This window comes from Methylophilus sp. Leaf416, from assembly GCF_001424665.1.
GTDB lineage: Bacteria > Pseudomonadota > Gammaproteobacteria > Burkholderiales > Methylophilaceae > Methylophilus.
In genome coordinates this window covers 89,962-106,125 of record NZ_LMQS01000003.1, presented here as the reverse complement: position 1 = coordinate 106,125, position 16,164 = coordinate 89,962, and the positions used below count along the sequence as shown (strand labels likewise).

16 protein-coding genes are annotated in these 16,164 nt (G+C 50.1%); 12 read left to right on the top strand and 4 right to left on the bottom strand.

Annotated elements, in window-relative coordinates:
• Window positions 1-10 precede the first annotated feature (10 nt).
• Together ASG34_RS08475 and ASG34_RS08470 are read right to left on the bottom strand one after the other, a co-directional pair.
• A complete protein-coding gene (locus tag ASG34_RS08475) occupies window positions 11-3,409 on the bottom strand; it encodes a UvrD-helicase domain-containing protein (RefSeq protein WP_055829469.1) in 3,399 nt (1,132 codons plus the stop codon).
• A complete protein-coding gene (locus ASG34_RS08470) occupies window positions 3,406-6,138 on the bottom strand; it encodes a PD-(D/E)XK nuclease family protein (protein WP_055829465.1) in 2,733 nt (910 codons plus the stop codon). Before ASG34_RS08470 ends, ASG34_RS08475 begins: the two co-directional genes overlap by 4 nt.
• A 291-nt stretch (window positions 6,139-6,429) precedes the next feature.
• On the opposite strand from ASG34_RS08470, the gene ASG34_RS08465 reads away from it, so the two are divergent.
• The 6 genes from ASG34_RS08465 to ASG34_RS08440 all read left to right on the top strand — a co-directional run bounded on the left by ASG34_RS08465 (window position 6,430) and on the right by ASG34_RS08440 (window position 9,449).
• Window positions 6,430-6,804 (top strand): hypothetical protein, encoded by a 375-nt coding sequence (locus ASG34_RS08465; protein WP_369814181.1) that lies wholly within the window; start codon window positions 6,430-6,432, stop codon window positions 6,802-6,804.
• Window positions 6,805-6,994: 190 nt separating this feature from the next.
• On the top strand, window positions 6,995-7,477 hold the full coding sequence (greB, locus tag ASG34_RS08460; protein ID WP_055829458.1) for a transcription elongation factor GreB: 483 nt from the start codon (window positions 6,995-6,997) through the stop codon (window positions 7,475-7,477).
• Window positions 7,478-7,534: 57 nt separating this feature from the next.
• Entirely contained in the window at window positions 7,535-7,924 is a 390-nt protein-coding gene (locus tag ASG34_RS08455; protein ID WP_156376471.1) for a hypothetical protein, read from the top strand.
• A 90-nt stretch (window positions 7,925-8,014) separates the two neighbouring features.
• Window positions 8,015-8,689, top strand: a complete 675-nt coding sequence (locus ASG34_RS08450; RefSeq protein ID WP_055829453.1) for a hypothetical protein — start codon at window positions 8,015-8,017, stop codon at window positions 8,687-8,689.
• A 26-nt stretch (window positions 8,690-8,715) separates the two neighbouring features.
• A complete protein-coding gene (locus ASG34_RS08445) occupies window positions 8,716-9,057 on the top strand; it encodes a heavy-metal-associated domain-containing protein (protein ID WP_055829450.1) in 342 nt (113 codons plus the stop codon).
• The gene (locus ASG34_RS08440) at window positions 9,057-9,449 is read left to right on the top strand and encodes a hypothetical protein (protein WP_055829447.1); all 393 of its coding nucleotides are present in this window, start codon (window positions 9,057-9,059) and stop codon (window positions 9,447-9,449) included. The genes ASG34_RS08445 and ASG34_RS08440 overlap by 1 nt, the downstream gene beginning before the upstream one ends.
• Window positions 9,450-9,574: 125 nt before the next feature.
• On the opposite strand, the gene ASG34_RS08435 is transcribed toward ASG34_RS08440, so the two are convergent.
• Complete coding sequence (locus ASG34_RS08435) at window positions 9,575-10,237, bottom strand: OmpA family protein (protein WP_055829444.1); 663 nt, start codon at window positions 10,235-10,237, stop codon at window positions 9,575-9,577.
• 221 nt (window positions 10,238-10,458) lie between these two features.
• Between ASG34_RS08435 and ASG34_RS08430 the strand changes: the two genes are divergently transcribed.
• From ASG34_RS08430 to ASG34_RS08405, 6 genes are all read left to right on the top strand, one after another.
• Complete coding sequence (locus ASG34_RS08430) at window positions 10,459-11,358, top strand: ZIP family metal transporter (RefSeq protein WP_055829441.1); 900 nt, start codon at window positions 10,459-10,461, stop codon at window positions 11,356-11,358.
• A 309-nt stretch (window positions 11,359-11,667) separates the two neighbouring features.
• Window positions 11,668-12,171: a hypothetical protein gene (locus ASG34_RS08425; protein ID WP_055829437.1), complete on the top strand. Its 504-nt coding sequence runs from the start codon at window positions 11,668-11,670 to the stop codon at window positions 12,169-12,171.
• Window positions 12,172-12,279: 108 nt separating this feature from the next.
• Window positions 12,280-13,392, top strand: coding sequence for an elongation factor P maturation arginine rhamnosyltransferase EarP (earP, locus tag ASG34_RS08420; protein WP_055829433.1), 1,113 nt, complete (start codon window positions 12,280-12,282; stop codon window positions 13,390-13,392).
• A 41-nt stretch (window positions 13,393-13,433) separates the two neighbouring features.
• Complete coding sequence (efp, locus tag ASG34_RS08415; RefSeq protein WP_055829430.1) at window positions 13,434-13,994, top strand: elongation factor P; 561 nt, start codon at window positions 13,434-13,436, stop codon at window positions 13,992-13,994.
• Window positions 13,995-14,185: 191 nt separating this feature from the next.
• Complete coding sequence (locus ASG34_RS08410; RefSeq protein ID WP_055829427.1) at window positions 14,186-14,662, top strand: hypothetical protein; 477 nt, start codon at window positions 14,186-14,188, stop codon at window positions 14,660-14,662.
• Window positions 14,663-14,682: 20 nt separating this feature from the next.
• Window positions 14,683-15,705 (top strand): trypsin-like serine protease, encoded by a 1,023-nt coding sequence (locus tag ASG34_RS08405; RefSeq protein ID WP_235559720.1) that lies wholly within the window; start codon window positions 14,683-14,685, stop codon window positions 15,703-15,705.
• Between the two features lie 28 nt (window positions 15,706-15,733).
• On the opposite strand, the gene ASG34_RS08400 is transcribed toward ASG34_RS08405, so the two are convergent.
• Window positions 15,734-16,021: a DUF2934 domain-containing protein gene (locus ASG34_RS08400; RefSeq protein WP_235559718.1), complete on the bottom strand. Its 288-nt coding sequence runs from the start codon at window positions 16,019-16,021 to the stop codon at window positions 15,734-15,736.
• Between the last annotated feature and the right edge of the window lie 143 nt (window positions 16,022-16,164).

The following is a 16,164-nucleotide window of genomic DNA, read 5'->3' as shown; positions in this document are numbered from 1 at the left end:
TATTTAACGCTTATTCGATGACGACTAGTTTACCGACACTTAAAAATAAAATTGCTGTTTTGACAGGCAAGCCTTCCTGCTGGAATAACTGTGCGTAGGACGACAATTGCTGGGTAAATAGCCCAGCCAGGCTGTGCAAATCTTGCTGTTCAGTGACCGGCATGGATTTGTAATCCACGATCCAGCGTACACCATCGGCGACAAAGGTACGGTCTATGACCTTTTTACCATCCGCCAGTTGTTCAATCGCCAGCTCGGAAGCGGCGTGAGTGTGTGCTTGCAGCACCCATTGCCCGTCGTCAGACTGCACAGTCGTGGTTAATAATCTGGCCGCTTTGGCTGTGGCTGTCGTTGCGTCATTGTCTGTGTAACCGCGCTGTTTAAACCAGCGCTGCATGGCAGCAGTGTGCATCAGGAATTGGTTATTTACACTATCGTGCCAGCGGGCAAGGCCTTGTTCGGCAATCAGTTGCAGGTATAGGTGGGCGAGGGTGCCGGTATCGGCTTCCAGTGCCGCCACTGTCGCATCCTCAGTAATTTGTCTATAAGCTGGGGTTGCCAGAGTATCGGCAACTTGCAATACAGCCGGTGTCAGGGCTTGCTGTACGCGGATGAGTTTCGGCACGAATTGCTGAATATCGGCGTCAGTTTGCGTATTTGTCGCGCGCGCCACAATGTCATTTTCAGGGGTAAACTGCGCATTCACAGCTGGCCATAACAGATGCAGGAAGGTGTTTTTACGAGGTTGGGGGTCACCGTTTTTATCCGGTTTTGCAGCGCCTAATAAATGTAATTGCCGTTCAGCACGCGTGGCAGCGACATACAGCACACGCGCATCTTCATAAGCGGCGCGGGTTTTGTCGAGGTCGTTCAAGTAATCATAAGCCGTGACGGTAGAAGCACTAGCCTGCTGGCGCTTGCGGGCCGCGGGCACATAGGGCGCAGCGACAAGTTCGGTGGAGCCGTCAGCCAGCGTTACTTCTTCCCATATCACCAGCTTCGCATCATCTGGCGGGTTGCCGCCATCCAGGCCTGGCAGAATCACGGTATCAAATTCCAGGCCTTTGGATTTATGTATGGTCATGAATTGCAGAGTGGCATCGGCTTTTGCATCGGGTGCGGCGTAGAGTTTTTTCACATCTTCAGCCAGTGCTTGCGGGCTGAACTGGTTGTGCTGCTCCAGCGCTGCGATACGCGCAAAAAATGCCTGTACGTCCTGCACATCATTTTCATTCCACAGGCATTGCGCACCGCCCAATCTTAACCAGGTGTTGTGCACCCAGCGGCTGACGCTAGAGCGGCCACGAAAATCCAGCGCAGATTGCATGACTTCGCAGACATGGCGTGCGCGCTGTTGACCATCTGCGCTTAGCCTGGCAAGCACGGCCTCATCGGAAAGCAAATGCATCACACTGCGATGACTGTCCAGGCCGATCAGCGCATGCAGGTCAGCCAGAGTCAGGCCACACCAGGGGGCACGCAGCAATGCCAGCCAGTGCACACGGTCGGCGCGCTGATGCAGCGCATAGGTCAATGTCAGCAAATCCTGCACAATCTGGCGGTTGGCGAGTTCTTCAATCTCAACTGCCTGGAAACTCAATTCACTGTGGTTACGGCGCATTTCACTGACCAGGGCGTGCAGATGCCTGCGTGCGCGCACCAGCACGGCGATGGTGGCATCCGGTTTATTTGCGCGCGTATCCTGGATGATACGGATGATCTGTTCAGCTTCCAGATGGCGGATATCGGCAGGTTCTTCATCCGCTTCAGTCACGGGGATTAATAGCGGATGTACAAATATCCCTGCACCTTCTGTATCAGCACGGGTAGCGACAAACGGCCGGTAAGCAATAGCGCCTTGTTGCGGCGCGTCTCTCGCGGGCAGCATGCCTTTAAATGTCTGGTTGATCCATTCCACCACCGGTGGCCGGGAACGATTGTTACGCCAGAGTTTAAGCGGTGTCAGTTGGATGTCTCCTATGCCATACACAGCGGCATTGAGGAACAAACCGACATTGGCTTTGCGGAAGCGGTAAATCGACTGCATGGGGTCGCCGACCGCAAACAGGGTGCGGCCATCGCCTGGCAGCCAGCCGCGCGTGAGTGCCTTAAGCAGGTCGATCTGCATCGGGCTGGTATCCTGGAACTCATCGACTAACAGATGCTGAATACGGTAATCCAGGCGCATAGCCAGTTCGGTGGAAACGCCACCTTCAACCAGTGCGGCCAATGCGCGCTGGGCTATCTCGACAAAATCCACTTCATTCTGCGCCTGGAAACATAACCATAATTGTGCCGCTGCAATATTTAACAGCTGGCTGAGCGCATGGATAATCGCATCGTCTTCACTATCCGGGTCGGGAAGCATGCGGATGCGGGCAATGCTGGCTTCGCTGTCACCCTGTTGCGCCAGCCCATCCAGTATGTCTGTTAATGCTTCTTTGTAGGGTTTTGCTTCATCGGTGGCGGGCAAGCCCATGTTTTTATCCAGCCGTTTGCGCAGGGCACCGCTGGCGGTCAGTAACAAGTCGGCCAGTGCACGCCAGCCGGGTAAGTCTTCAATAGTGGCTGAAAGTGGTGCTTGCCAATCGAGTAAACCAGATATTGCATGATCAGGTGGAAGCTGGCTGGAAGCATAACGCGCAATGGGCATTAGCGCAGATTGCAAGCGGGCGGGTAAAGCCTGTGCCGCCTGCTGTAACTCACTTTCAATCAGATGTAACAATGCCAGCCGGGCAACTTCGCTTTGCTTTATCTGATTGGGATCGCCGCCTGTCTGGCTTAAATGCAGCCATTGCTCACGTTTAGAGAGCATTGCCATCAACAGGCCTTCAAGGCGCGCCTGGTCGTTATCCATGTAGCGCAGCACTAGTCGCACCGGCGCTCCCAGTTGCGGGTCATCCATCGTTTGCAGCGCTTGACCGGCCGCTTCGCGGTAATATGCCCAGGCATCTTCAGTCACGGCCGGTTGCGTACCAAAACGGCTTAATAAGGGCATTTGCCTTGCCAGGTTGGCGCACAGCGAATCAATGGTATAAATGCGTAATCTTGCAGGTGTTTCCAGCAAATGCCAGTTCAGCTCGGCTGAGCGCTGCAAGGCCTGACGGCCTAGTTCAAAGGTGATCTGTTTATGAGGCGCTTCCGGCATCACACCTGCTGCTGCCAGTTGCAGGCTATCAAGAATGCGCGCACGCATTTCTGATGCAGCTTTATTGGTAAAAGTGATGGCAATGATTTCTTCGGGTGCCTGCACGGTTTGGAGTAACTTGAGCACACGTTGCGTCAGCAGTTCGGTTTTGCCCGCACCCGCTGGCGCTTCGACAATAAAGGATTCTATATCCAGTGCGCGCTGGCGGTTAGCGGTGTCGTTAGCCAGGGCTTGTTGCAAGTCGAATACAGAGATCGTCATGACTGCTTACCCAGATGCTGGTACTCAAACTGCAATTGCCGCTCAGGCAACCGTAACAATGGCAACACATCGCAATAATCCAGATCTTTTTCGGATTCAAATACCACAGAGGCATCGCCTGCTTTTAAAGCCTGGGCGGTATGCGTAATCTGCCGGCGCCAGTGCTGCAGTATCGAAGGCCAGTCGGGAAATGCTTCCGGATCGAATAATTTGTTTTTTTCGTGGTTGAACGCCTTGATACCCGAAACGATGTCATCTTCAGCGGCGACGCCGGTGAACCCGCCATCGGTCAGGCGCAACTTGCCAAAACAGACTGCGGCAATGTCTGCATCCTGCAAGATAAAGGCGGCATAAATCGGCAATTGTGGCTCGGTGATTTTGTCGCTGGCCCAGTTTTTATAATCAGGCGCGCTGCCGGTTTTGTAGTCAATCACCACCAGGCGGCCATCTGCCAACGTATCCACACGGTCTATCACCAGCTTGACCTGTATGCCTTCAATCAGGGGATTGAATTTTTTCTCTACCATGCTGACGCTGAAGGCTTGCGGGCGTTCGCGTTCGACTTCCCATAACCAGGTCAACGCCAGCTTGCTTAAGCGTTCAGTTTCCAGCTGGCAAAACACTTCGGAAAAAGGTTGCGAGAATTCCTGGTTAAACTCGCTGATGACTTGCGCTGATACCTGGTCCAGCTGACTTTTTAGTGTGGCTGGTTGAACAGCAGACCAGTCCAGAGCCGGTTGTTGTGACCAGAATGCTGCCATGACTCGGTGGATTAGATCGCCGCGCTGCATGGCATCCAGGCCATTGTGCGGAGTTTCCAGTTTGCGGGCTTTTAATCGGTATTGATAAAACGCCCAGGCCGGGCAAAGCGCTTGTGCGCGCAGTAAACCAGTACCACCACTGACATGCTCACCGTCTTCAACCGGTGGCGCCTGGTGGTCGTCCAGCCATTGCCAGTCTTGTGCATTATTGTGTGCCAGCGTTTCGGCAAGGGTGGCTGCGCCTGGCGTAGCAGCCGTCTCCGGTATCGCGTAAATCAGCGGACTCAGGCGTAATAGCCGATCCCCCTCTTTGTTTGCATAAGAAAAAATAACCTGCCTGGCTGAACGCAACAGACGTTGGTGAATCTGGTTGGCAAAGTCAATTTGAACTTCGCTGCTGGCGTTGGGCGTGGCTGCCTGGCGTTGCAGTTCTGCGGGAATCAGCGCGTTGGTGCGCGACAAGGGGGGCCACACATGGTCATTCATGCCCATCACCCATACGCCATCCAGGGGTTGTGCGGAGGCTTCCAGCATGCCCATCAGCGTGATATTTGGAGAGCGTATGGTTTGTGGCTGGAAAATCTGCGCCTGGCACAATTGCGATAAACGGTGCAAGGCAGACATGGCATCAATCGCACCCAGCCACGCATCCAGCGCTGCCAACTGGCCGAGTACACGCTGAAACGATTGCTGGCGTTGATATTCGTGACTGGATAAACTGCGCTCGCCTGGCCAATGCGTGGCTTCAAGTAACTGGTTAAAACTGGCGACCCAGGCAGAAGGTGCTTGTTTGCGGGGTGTCTGTTTTGCGAGTGTGAGCAGTGCGCTCAGATCAGCTGTCAGCGCCGGACAAGTAATTGGGTGTATATCTTGCTGTTTACGCTCAACAAACCGCAAAAAAGTTGAAGCTTTTACCTGCAAAGGCAATTGCCTGCGCATCTCGGCATCCAGCGCTGCGCGTGGGTCGGCTTCGTGTTGCGCTTGTGACCAGTAGACGTTGCCAAGAAGGGCTGAAAGCTCGGTTTGCGTGAAAGGTGACTGTTGAAACGCTAGTCTCAGCAAGCTGAGTGCGGTATCCACAAGTGGCCAGCGGCTAAGCGGCAATCCTAGCGAAAACTCGTAACAACGCGGTGTTTCAGCATGCGCAGGGTGCATTGCCTCCGGGTGAAATACATCGTCTAACAAATTTGCCAGTGTGTCACGCAAGTTGTCGAGTTCCGGCACTACTATCGCCAGCCTGGCCAGAGGGTTGGCGGCTAAGTGCTGTTGTGCCCAGTGCACCGCGGCCCGGCATTCGTCCATCGCTTCCGCGAATGCCATTCGCTGGACAACATCAGCGGTGATACCCGTTTCATAAGTAGCTACGCTGACGCCTTGTTTCTGGAATTCATTTATAAATGCCTGCAAATGCGGGTTGATACGGTCAAACCCGGCTAATTGTATTTCGGCTGGTAATGAATAAGGGTGTTGCTGCAATTGTCGCAGCTGCCATGCCTGGTAACGTACACTTTCGAGGTAACCACTTTGTTTGCACAACAACTGGAATTGCTGGCGCCATTGCATAAACTGGCGTGTTTCCTCAGTTGCCGTCGACATGTCCAGGCTGATGCTCCATTCGATCAGGTAGCGGTTGGCTTCCATTGCAGCACTGGCCAGACCACTGGTATTAAACAGCGTAGCCGCTTCATGACGGCTAAGGCTATGCTGGATCGCCTGTTCCCATAGCATGGCTTCCTGGGTGGCGGAGAGCATGCCGAGTGGTGCATCGGCCACATTAATCTGCCCGCTTAAAATAGCGTGTTCGGTGAGCTGGTCAAGCCAGTCCTGTAACGGAAAAACCTCGGGCGTTCGCCATTGTGACAAGGCTTTTTGCTGGAATTGTGCGTGCAGGGTTTGGCGTATTCCCTGCGCCAGACGCGCGGATGCACATAGAATAATGCGCTTGTTTTCAATGGGCTGGGAATGCATCCGGTAGATAATAATTTTATGAGAATGAGTGGGTGAGCATTGTTACAGGCGGATTAAACTATAAATCAGCTTGCATGGCATATTGTCGCGCTTAAATATGATGCAGGCAAATGAACTGTATGCGGCTTGGGATTAATCCGCATTATTTACCGATAATATCTCCAAGAGAAACTTGATGAACATGACTGGAATATAAAACTGGTTTCATTGCTTCGCCCGATGATTTTCTCAGGTAATATCAACCTTTACTGCTCGCTGATTTTAACAACTTTAATTAGGTGAATATCAAACATGGGGAAATTTATAAAAATAATATTTTGGCTGATCTTGTTTCCAGTGGTTTTTTTGACGCTCTACACCTGGGCATCCCTGAACTGGGTATATTCCTACGGTGAGCGGATCGGTTATGTGCAAAAGCTATCCAATAAAGGCTGGGTATGCAAAACCTGGGAAGGTGAGTTGGTGCTGGTGACGATACCGGGCACGCAGGCTGAAAAGTTTCATTTTACGGTGCGTGATCCGGCGGTGGTATTGAAAGTAAATCAGCTGGCAGGCGAGCGTGCAAGGCTGCTATACAAAGAACACAGAGGCGTGCCTTCTAACTGTTTCGGTGAAACCAGTTACTTTGTCTATGACGCACAACCTATTGAAGATGAAAAGCAGTAATTATTTCAACGGTTAAAAATGGCCGTTCAACACTCGATGCTGCTCTGGATTGGTCGTTTTGCAGCGCCTCGCAACACATAATTTTTAAGCCGTGTCTTAAAGGCTTTGCTGGAAGAAATCTTGAACGGTTGTATGATGAGCAAGGATAGAATGAACAAGAGCAGGGAAACCTGAATAGAGTTGGTAATCAATGGCAGAGTACAAAAATTACATTACGCCGGAAGGCTACGCGGCAATGGAGAAAGAGTTTCAATACCTTATTAAGGTTGATAGACCGGAAGTGGTGCGCGTAGTAAGTTGGGCGGCGGGTAATGGCGACCGTAGTGAGAACGGCGACTATATCTATGGCAAGAAACGCCTGCGCCAGATCGATTCGCGCATACGCTTTCTGACCAAGCGTATGGATGCGGCCGAGATTGTGTATAGTCGTACACAAACCAGCACCGAGAAAGTATTTTTTGGTGCCTGGGTGACATTGTTCAATCTTGAAGATGAGAGTGAGATCATCATCCGTATTGTCGGGCAGGATGAGCTGGATCCCGCGCAAGGGTATATTTCCTGGGTATCGCCTATGGCGAAAGCGTTGTTAGGTAAAAATCTTGGCGATGCTATACGGGTAGTCACGCCTGCTGCGGAAACAGAATACGAAATTATTGATATCCGCTATGAATAACAGCGCACTGATGCGTTTTTTGAACTAAAATTGCCGGGTTGCTCTCTTAAAATTAACATGAAAAGACGTCTTTGCATTTTCCTGATTTGCTGGTTGCCATGCTTTGTCATGGCCGCTAACGTCATGGCGATGCAAATGTTGCTTGTACAGGCAAATCCTGTTTCACAACAGTTGCATGACACACATGCCAGTCACGAAATTGACGCGATGAGTGAAATGCCTTGTCATGAGCACGAAGCTGCCCATGATTCTGCTACAACGACATCGACCAAAGCGCACCATTGCGATGTATGCGGATTTTGCGCTATCAGCGGCGGCGTTGCGCATTTTCACGCCGTTCCCGTTTTAGCCATAACAGCTTCACGTTCGGCCACGCCGTTATTTATGGTCGAGCCTGTCCACTCCCAAACCTATCCCCCCGCTATCAAACCACCCATATTCAGCTAGCAGGCAGGACAAATCCGTCTATCGGTTTGTCCGCTTTGTAGATCACGCTTTGTTCTAAAGCGTTTTTGCCAAGTTGAATATGGAGGGCTTATGTCCAAGCAATACACCATTGCACCTTTTTCCGTTTTCTCACTGGGCGCCTTGTTTTTTAGCCAGTTAGTTGTGCCGGCTCATGCCGCTGCACTGATGGGGTTTGAAGATAGCGCCATGCTGATGACCGAAATTGGTCGCTATAACCAGGAATGGATGTTGAACTACTCGCCCGCACTCGGGCATGCCATCGGCGTAGAGCAGATGCGCATGTCAGGTAAAGGCGAGCAGGCCACCACCATTACTGGCATCAATTACACCGGCTTGATCAAACGCTGGAATCTGCCTTCTGTCCAAGCCAACATCTGGTTTAACGGCAGCGTCGGCGAAGCCAAAGGGCAATATGATGGTTTTGCCTACACGCCAAGCGTGCAGTTTGATATGGAATCCACACGACTGTATTTTCTTGCCAAAGCCCGCATGATCCGTGCGCCCGGCATGAACTACGACACCGCTGCAGTCCAGGCCGGGTTTTCATTTTATGAAGCCGGTTTTGACGACACGCAGCCATGGTTCGTGATTGAAGCCAAAACCATGCGCAACAATGATCCCGGCTTGCAGGTGACGCCTGCAATACGCCTGATCAACAAAAATTACTTTCTCGAATTTGGTGTAACCAATCCATGGCAGGGTGAGGGCTTCGCGCCACGCCTGAACGCCATGTTTGTGTTTTGACCACTCTATTTTTAAAGGATTTTAAAATGAAAAAATTATTGATTACCCTGATGTTAACCGCCATGACACCTGCTGCATTTGCGGTCACTACGCTAAAAGCAGAAGTCAATGGCATGGTGTGCGCCTTTTGTGCCAAGGGCATAGAGAAAAAACTCAAAGCCTTGCCGGAAGGGCATGCGGCATTTGTCGATTTAAAAAGCCGTGTGGTGGCCTTTCAGCTAAAAGATGGGCAAACCCTGACTGATGAAAAATTTAATAAAGTCATTCAGGATGCAGGATATTCGGTCACTAAAGTCGAGCGCGTCAACCAAACTGTTGCAGACATCCAGGCGCAACTGAGTAAGTCCGGCAAAGAAGGTAGTAAGTAATGGCTAGCGAAATCAATCATTTGCAAACGACAAAACGGTTGAATCTACTCTCACTGTTTACGAGTGGATCAACACTGATTTGTTGTGCATTGCCTGCAACGCTGGTGGCAATTGGTTCGGTGGCTACACTCACCAGCCTCGTCAGCCAGTATCCGCAATTGATCTGGATTAGCGAGCACAAGGCCCTGGTATTCGGCCTTGCCGCTGTCATGCTGTTATTGGCAGGCTGGTTGCAATGGCGTGCAAGATCATTACCTTGCCCGACTGATCCTCAACTCGCTACGCTTTGTATGAAGACGCGCCGGCAAAGCCTGTGGGTTTACTGGGGATCTGTAACATTGTTTCTGATTGGTTCTTTTTTTGCGTTTGTGGCACCGTTGTTGATTGAGTAAATTGTCACCTAAGGCCTATCGTTTTAATTAAGGATGGGATTTCAGCAATATTAAAAAGCCGACGCGAAGTCGGCTTTTTAATATTGCTGCGTATCCTGAAATTGCTACTTCAGGATTATGGGAAATTATTTAGGTGCAGCTGGATCCGGCTCAGCAACAAAAATCTCTACGCGGCGGTTTTTTGCCCGGTTAGCTTCTGTGTCATTTGCCGCAACCGGCTCATGTGAACCGCGTCCATCAATAGTGATGCGACTGGTTGCAATGCCGCGATCGGACAGGTATTTACGAGCACTGGCAGCGCGATTAACTGATAACGGGTCATTGACGGCATCGGAGCCACTGCTATCAGTGTGTCCAATGATGTTGATACGTGCTGCCGGATTGTTTTGCAAACCGCTGGCAAATTTATCCAGGATAGGGCGGAAATTCGGTTTGATATCGGCTTTGCCTTTATCGAAGGATATGTCACTTGGAATCTCAAGTTTCAGCTGGTTGTCGCCGGTTTTGGTCACGGCAACACCGGTACCTGCAGTGGCTTGTTCCATTTCCTGCTTCTGTGCTTCCATTTTTTTGGACCAGATATTACCGGCAATGGCACCCGCACCAGCACCTATCGCTGCACCAATGGCGGCACCCTTACCACCACCAGCAACTGCACCAACTACACCACCGGCTGCAGCACCAATACCGGCACCTTTGGCTGTTCCTTTTTGCGTTTCGCTCATATTCGCGCAGCCCGACATGCTGATTGCAGCCGTTAACACTGACACAGTAATTATTTTATGCATTTGTTTTTCTCCCGTAAAAGTTTTTGTAACTCCCGTTGGTCACAAATCTGCAAGACTAAGTTCAGTCATTCCGCCTCTTACAACGAATTTTTTTAACTGTTCCGAGTCACACTTTTATGCTGTTAACTGCATTATTAATGTTAATGATTCTTATTTTTAATGATTGAATAGTGATTTTCTACTTCAGGCTGAGCTTGAGTCCTATGATCGAAAGGTATTAGATGCACACCAACGCTGAGAAAAATGGTTCCAGACTTGCCGTGAGCTATGGGCGGACATTGGGCTATCTGTTGTGTGCAGTTGGCATTGTGTTTCTATTAAATGAAGCCTGGCAGTTAATTTCAAGCAAGCCAACCTTACGTATTGCGTTAGGTTCTGGCTCCATAGCAGCATTGGCAACTGCCTTAGGTGTTATACCTATGCTGGTTACCCGTGAACCAGGACGCCGTGTGCAAGATACTTTGATGGGATTTGGTGCGGGCGTCATGCTTGCAGCCTCCTGTTTCTCTTTAATTGTGCCATCGCTTGATATCGCTCAAACACAAGGTATGGATCGCTGGGGTGCTTCGATGCTGACCGGCGCTGGCATATTGATGGGGGCAGGCTTTTTAATGCTGCTGGAACGTAAGTTGCCACACCAGCATTTTTTTGGAGGGGCGGGTACAGAAAGTGCGCAACGCATCCGCAGACTATGGTTATTTGTATTTGCGATAGTGTTGCATAATATTCCCGAAGGGCTGGCGATAGGCGTTTCTGCCGCAGGTAATGACGCTGCACGTGCCGCCGCATTGGCAACCGGGATTGCCATCCAGGATGTGCCGGAAGGGCTGGTAGTGGCCCTTGCGCTGAGCAGTGTCGGCATGGGTAAATGGAAATCGGCATTATTAGGTGCAGCATCCGGTCTGGTTGAACCAATTGCCGCCGTGCTGGGTGCTGCGGTATTGATCTACAGCCAACCGATGCTGCCATGGGGCTTAGCGTTTGCAGCGGGCGCTATGCTGTTCGTCGTCAGTCACGAAGTGATTCCTGAATCCCATCGGCAAGGACATGAGCTATTTGCAACGACAGGCCTGCTGGTGGGTTTTGTACTGATGATGATCCTGGACACCGCACTGGCGTAAAGCCACATGATATCTGCCATACTGATATTTGCAGGGTCTGGTAAGCGATAACGCACCAAGGCAATTCGCATTTATATCGGCGGGCTTACCTGCAAGCACTCGCAAACTCGCATGATTGATAGTCGTGAGAAAAACTTGCGCAAAAAATGATAAGCGATTGAAAATGCATGGTTTTTAGGCAATCAAACCATATGTCCTCGCGTATAATCCCAGTTTTACTAAGCAAACGTTGAGTTAAAGTGTGTCATCGCACTCTCTGCGTGACATAGTGTTTTCGACACAAGATTTGCAAATACAAAAAAGCCACACATGACTCCCCCCATTATTCTGGATATTGAAGCCTCCGGCTTTGGCGTAGGCAGCTACCCGATTGAAATCGGGTATGCTGACGCCAGCGGGGCAACCTGGAGCGCGCTGGTGCAGCCGCAAGCGGGCTGGGTGCATTGGGATGACAAAGCTGAAAAACTACATCAACAATCCCGTCAGGCATTAGTTGAAAATGGGCAAACGCCACATGCGATTGCCACTCACCTGAACCTTACATTCAATGGACAAACGCTGTATACCGATGGCTGGTATCAGGATTTTGTCTGGCTGCACAGTTTGTATGATGCAGCAGGCTTGAATCCTTTTTTCAAGCTGGAAGATTTAAGCGTATTGCTGACGATTGAGCAACAATCCGCCTGGCATGATACCGAGCAGACTATCCGCAACACGTTTGCATTACCTGAGCATCGTGCTGCGATGGATGCAAAAGCATTGCAACTGACCTGGTTGAAAACTGCTGAGTCAATGCCCGCCCTAGTGGGTTAATTGTCTGATGGGCTAATCTTCGTCGTAGGTTAATTTTATTAGCCGCTAGCAGCGTTTCACTGTTCAGGTACACTACCTCGATTTTTCTAGCTTCTTTAAAAACACTTCATGTCGTCTTTTACTTCTAAACGCTGGGATATGTTCTGCCAGGTCGTCGATAATTTTGGCGATATCGGTGTCAGTTGGCGCCTGGCCTGTCAGTTGGCGGATGAACACAACGTGACTGTCACTTTATGGATAGACGATTTAACCGTTGCAAAGAAAATTTTCCGGGCAGGGCATTCCAAAGTAAAGGTGCAACACTGGCATGCCCAGGCAGATTTCCCGGAAATAGCTCCCGTTGTTATTGAAACATTTAGCTGTGGATTACCGGAGCGCTATCAGCAAGCGATGTCACCACAAACCCTCTGGTTGAATGTGGATTACTTATCCGCCGAGGATTGGGTAGAAGGATTTCATGGCCGGCCATCACCTCAGGCTAATGGCCTGGTACGTCATTTTATTTACCCGGGGTTCAGCACGCAGACAGGCGGATTGCTGCGTGAGAGCTTTTTACAGGCACTGAAAAAACAGGCTGAACAATCCACACCATCGGCATGGCAGCAGTTAGGCTTGGCGCCAGCACCCGGTGTCATTAATCTTTCTCTTTTTTGCTATGCGCATGCACCAATCAAGGAGTTGCTGGATAGCCTGGCTGCATCACCATACCGAAGCAGGCTGATTGTGCCTGAAAGTATGGCAACTGCCGTTTCACAAGCACTCAAGTTAGACGCGATTAAGTCGGGTCAAAGTGTACAGCACCAAAATTGTGAGATAACCGTCATACCTTTCCTGTCACAAATTGACTATGACCTGTTGCTAGCGCTATGTGATGTGAATTTCGTCCGAGGGGAAGATAGCTGGATTCGTGCCATCTGGGCAGCAAAACCCATGGTTTGGTTACCCTATCAGCAGTCTGAAAATACCCACCTGCAAAAACTGGATGCTTTTCTAAAGCATTACCTGGCGCTAGCGGATGATGAAGTGAAAGCGCAAGTGACATCTGTGATGCAGGCTTGGGCCACGGGTGCATGGTCTGACGAGCGTTGGCGCGCGTTTGTAAGTCATCGCGAGCACATCACGCGACATGCGCAAGCCTATGCCTGCCAGTTGGCACAGCAGCCAGACCTTGCCACTAACTTGGTGATTTTTATTGAGAAATTGCAAAAAAATCGGGTATAATGCGCGGCTTTATTATTCCCACATTCAATTAAAGGCATTGTATGAAAATCGCTCAGGACTTACGCGTAGGCAACGTGATCATGATTGGTAATGATCCTATGGTAGTTGTGAAAGCCGAATATAACAAATCCGGCCGTAACTCAGCAGTGGTCAAAATGAAGATGAAAAACTTGTTGACTGAAGCGCCTAGCGAGAACGTTTATGCGGCACAGGACAAGTTTGACGTGATCGTACTGGAAAAGAAAGAAGTGACTTTTTCTTACTTTGCTGACCCAACCTATGTATTCATGGATGCCGAATACAACCAATACGATGTAGATGCTGAGTTTATGGAAGATGCATTGCCATACCTGGAAGACGGTATGCCATGTGAGGTGCGTTTCTATGAAGGTAAAGCGATTTCTATCGAATTGCCAACCACAGTCGTGCGCGAAATCACTTACACAGAGCCAGCGGTAAAAGGCGATACTTCCGGTAAAGTGATGAAGCCTGCAAAAATTGCTTCCGGTTTTGAAATTCCAGTGCCACTGTTCGTAAGCCAGGGTGACAAAATCGAAATCGATACCCGCACTGGTGAGTACCGTAACCGTGTGATGAAATAATCGTAACGCTTACCCAGAGTTAAAAAGAAAACCCCAGGCTTGCCTGGGGTTTTTGTTATTCATGAGTGTTGGTTTGTGAATGTTTAGGGAAATGTTTATCTTAATCTTGGGAATGATTCACTATTGGTTATGATTTTTTTCACTGACAATCGCTGACAGCTTTACATCATCTCATCTTGAGGAGGGTTGCAATGCGTCATCAGCAGGTCAGCTATAAGCGAATCATTGTTATGTGTCTGTTGAGCTGGACGGTGCTCTCTATCGATGCAGCACTCGCGGCTGAAGCAGACGCGCGTTCCCTAAAACACCCCCTGGTCGGTTACTGGGAGTCAAAAATTCCCGAGACCGGTTGCCTGGAATCTTACTGGTTTAAAGAAGATGGCACAGCGGTGTTTACCAGTGGCGATGAGCAGCTCGAAGCCCGCTATGAAATAACCCCACAACCGGACGTGCAGGGATTCTTCAAACTTACTCACCGTGTGACCTTAAGCAATAAAGGACTGGACTGCACCCGCCAGACTTCCGAAATCAACACCGAGCAAACCAGCTATGTGCTTTTCCAGCCGGATGGCTACAGTTTCATTTCCTGTGACGATGATAACCCATCGTTAGAGGCCTGCTTTGGCCCGATTGAATTAAAGAATAATGCGACCAGAAGTTTGCCCTGAGATCTAAGGGCTTAAGCTACATGTGGCAATCGGCATTACTGCTGCTCAGGCGTATCATGCCAGTGATGGTGGCGAGCGTCGGGTTAACCCTAGGCCATTCTTCCCAGGCGCTGATTCATGGATTGACGTTTCCCGGTATGGCGATTTCCACCGTGAAACTGAGTATCAAGCATGCTCATTTTTTGCAGTCCGTAGAAAAATGGGAATATTACGATTCCCTCTGTAGCGGAGTCATTGTTGGACGCAAACCCCTGACACTGATCACGGCAGCCCATTGCCTGAAAGAAGTGCAATTGAATGGCCCCAAAGGGCTGCCTGTATTATCCATCGTCCAACCGGAATTGCTCGGTATTGAGGATATCCGGCTGCAGCAAGCATTCTATCGGCCATTTGCAGCCGTGGCTGAGGATTTAACCCAGGACATTGCAGTGCTGGTGTTTGAGGCTAATATCAAAAGCCCAATACAAGCTCTGCGCATCCGCCTGGATGATCGTTTGCCAGAGAGCATCATGATTTGCGGTTATGGCCGAGGATACGGCGAGGCTGATACAAGGCATCCCCGATGTGGCGAACGCAAACCCTTGCCTGACCTGTCAGACTTTTTTCAGGTACTGCCCAGGGCCTACCGCGAAATGGACGAAATGCTGCATTTGCAGGCGCAGACACAGTTCGCTTACACGCAGGAGTTGGTACATGCCGAAAAAGCACTGCTGGCGGTAAATCGCCTGAATGACAGCGATCAATACGACCACACAATTCCCATGCCTACAGTTGGCGATTCGGGTGGCCCCTGGCTGGTGCTGAATGCATGGGGACAATACGAGTTGCTGGCGATCACCAGTCTGGTAGAGCGCTTTTATAATCCAAGCGCACATTGGCCTTTTTTCCAGAAACAGGTGCCATTATCAGAATATCCCTATATCGCTTATGGCTTGCGCTTGAGTCATCCTGAAGTATTGGGGTTTTTACGCTACGCACAGCATAGCGGTGCCGACATACAATTCACTTCGGCACCGATGTATCCTTTTATCGACCAGCACTAACTTGAGTACTGGGCCTGGCTAAAACGCCTTAAGCGTTCAGTTTGCTATCGATCTGTTTTTCTGCTGCAAGCCAATGGTCAGTACTAGGGCCATGGAAACCATGTTTTTCGGCAATATAGTATGCGGCTTCTTCAATCATCTGCAAGCGCTTGGCGCTGGTAACTATCGCAGGTGAACGGGTTTTCTTGCTAGTGCTCGTGGTCTTGCTGGCAGTCTTTTTGGCGGCGGGCTTGGAAGCCGCTGTTTTTGTCGTCACTTCTTTTTTGGCGGCGGGTTTTTTGCTGCCGTTTTCGGTACTTTTGCTGGTGGCCATCATATCTCCTTGATCTAGAGTGAAATAAAAGTGCGAGGCTTGTGACCTCATGTGAATCATCTTATAAAAATGTAACACTTGCCGTCAAGCCGTTAAATGAGCAGACTCTGAATTTGATGGGGAGTTCGCAGCTTTATTTTGGAATA

What these genes read in the sequence shown, in the direction of transcription:
- ASG34_RS08475 (WP_055829469.1), bottom strand. Translation starts at nt 3,409, where the DNA reads ATGACGATCTCTGTATTCGACTTGCAACAAGCCCTGGCTAACGACACC.
- ASG34_RS08470 (WP_055829465.1), bottom strand. Translation starts at nt 6,138, where the DNA reads ATGCATTCCCAGCCCATTGAAAACAAGCGCATTATTCTATGTGCATCC.
- ASG34_RS08465 (WP_369814181.1), top strand. Translation starts at nt 6,430, where the DNA reads ATGGGGAAATTTATAAAAATAATATTTTGGCTGATCTTGTTTCCAGTG.
- greB (WP_055829458.1), top strand. Translation starts at nt 6,995, where the DNA reads ATGGCAGAGTACAAAAATTACATTACGCCGGAAGGCTACGCGGCAATG.
- ASG34_RS08455 (WP_156376471.1), top strand. Translation starts at nt 7,535, where the DNA reads ATGAAAAGACGTCTTTGCATTTTCCTGATTTGCTGGTTGCCATGCTTT.
- ASG34_RS08450 (WP_055829453.1), top strand. Translation starts at nt 8,015, where the DNA reads ATGTCCAAGCAATACACCATTGCACCTTTTTCCGTTTTCTCACTGGGC.
- ASG34_RS08445 (WP_055829450.1), top strand. Translation starts at nt 8,716, where the DNA reads ATGAAAAAATTATTGATTACCCTGATGTTAACCGCCATGACACCTGCT.
- ASG34_RS08440 (WP_055829447.1), top strand. Translation starts at nt 9,057, where the DNA reads ATGGCTAGCGAAATCAATCATTTGCAAACGACAAAACGGTTGAATCTA.
- ASG34_RS08435 (WP_055829444.1), bottom strand. Translation starts at nt 10,237, where the DNA reads ATGCATAAAATAATTACTGTGTCAGTGTTAACGGCTGCAATCAGCATG.
- ASG34_RS08430 (WP_055829441.1), top strand. Translation starts at nt 10,459, where the DNA reads ATGCACACCAACGCTGAGAAAAATGGTTCCAGACTTGCCGTGAGCTAT.
- ASG34_RS08425 (WP_055829437.1), top strand. Translation starts at nt 11,668, where the DNA reads ATGACTCCCCCCATTATTCTGGATATTGAAGCCTCCGGCTTTGGCGTA.
- earP (WP_055829433.1), top strand. Translation starts at nt 12,280, where the DNA reads ATGTCGTCTTTTACTTCTAAACGCTGGGATATGTTCTGCCAGGTCGTC.
- efp (WP_055829430.1), top strand. Translation starts at nt 13,434, where the DNA reads ATGAAAATCGCTCAGGACTTACGCGTAGGCAACGTGATCATGATTGGT.
- ASG34_RS08410 (WP_055829427.1), top strand. Translation starts at nt 14,186, where the DNA reads ATGCGTCATCAGCAGGTCAGCTATAAGCGAATCATTGTTATGTGTCTG.
- ASG34_RS08405 (WP_235559720.1), top strand. Translation starts at nt 14,683, where the DNA reads ATGTGGCAATCGGCATTACTGCTGCTCAGGCGTATCATGCCAGTGATG.
- ASG34_RS08400 (WP_235559718.1), bottom strand. Translation starts at nt 16,021, where the DNA reads ATGATGGCCACCAGCAAAAGTACCGAAAACGGCAGCAAAAAACCCGCC.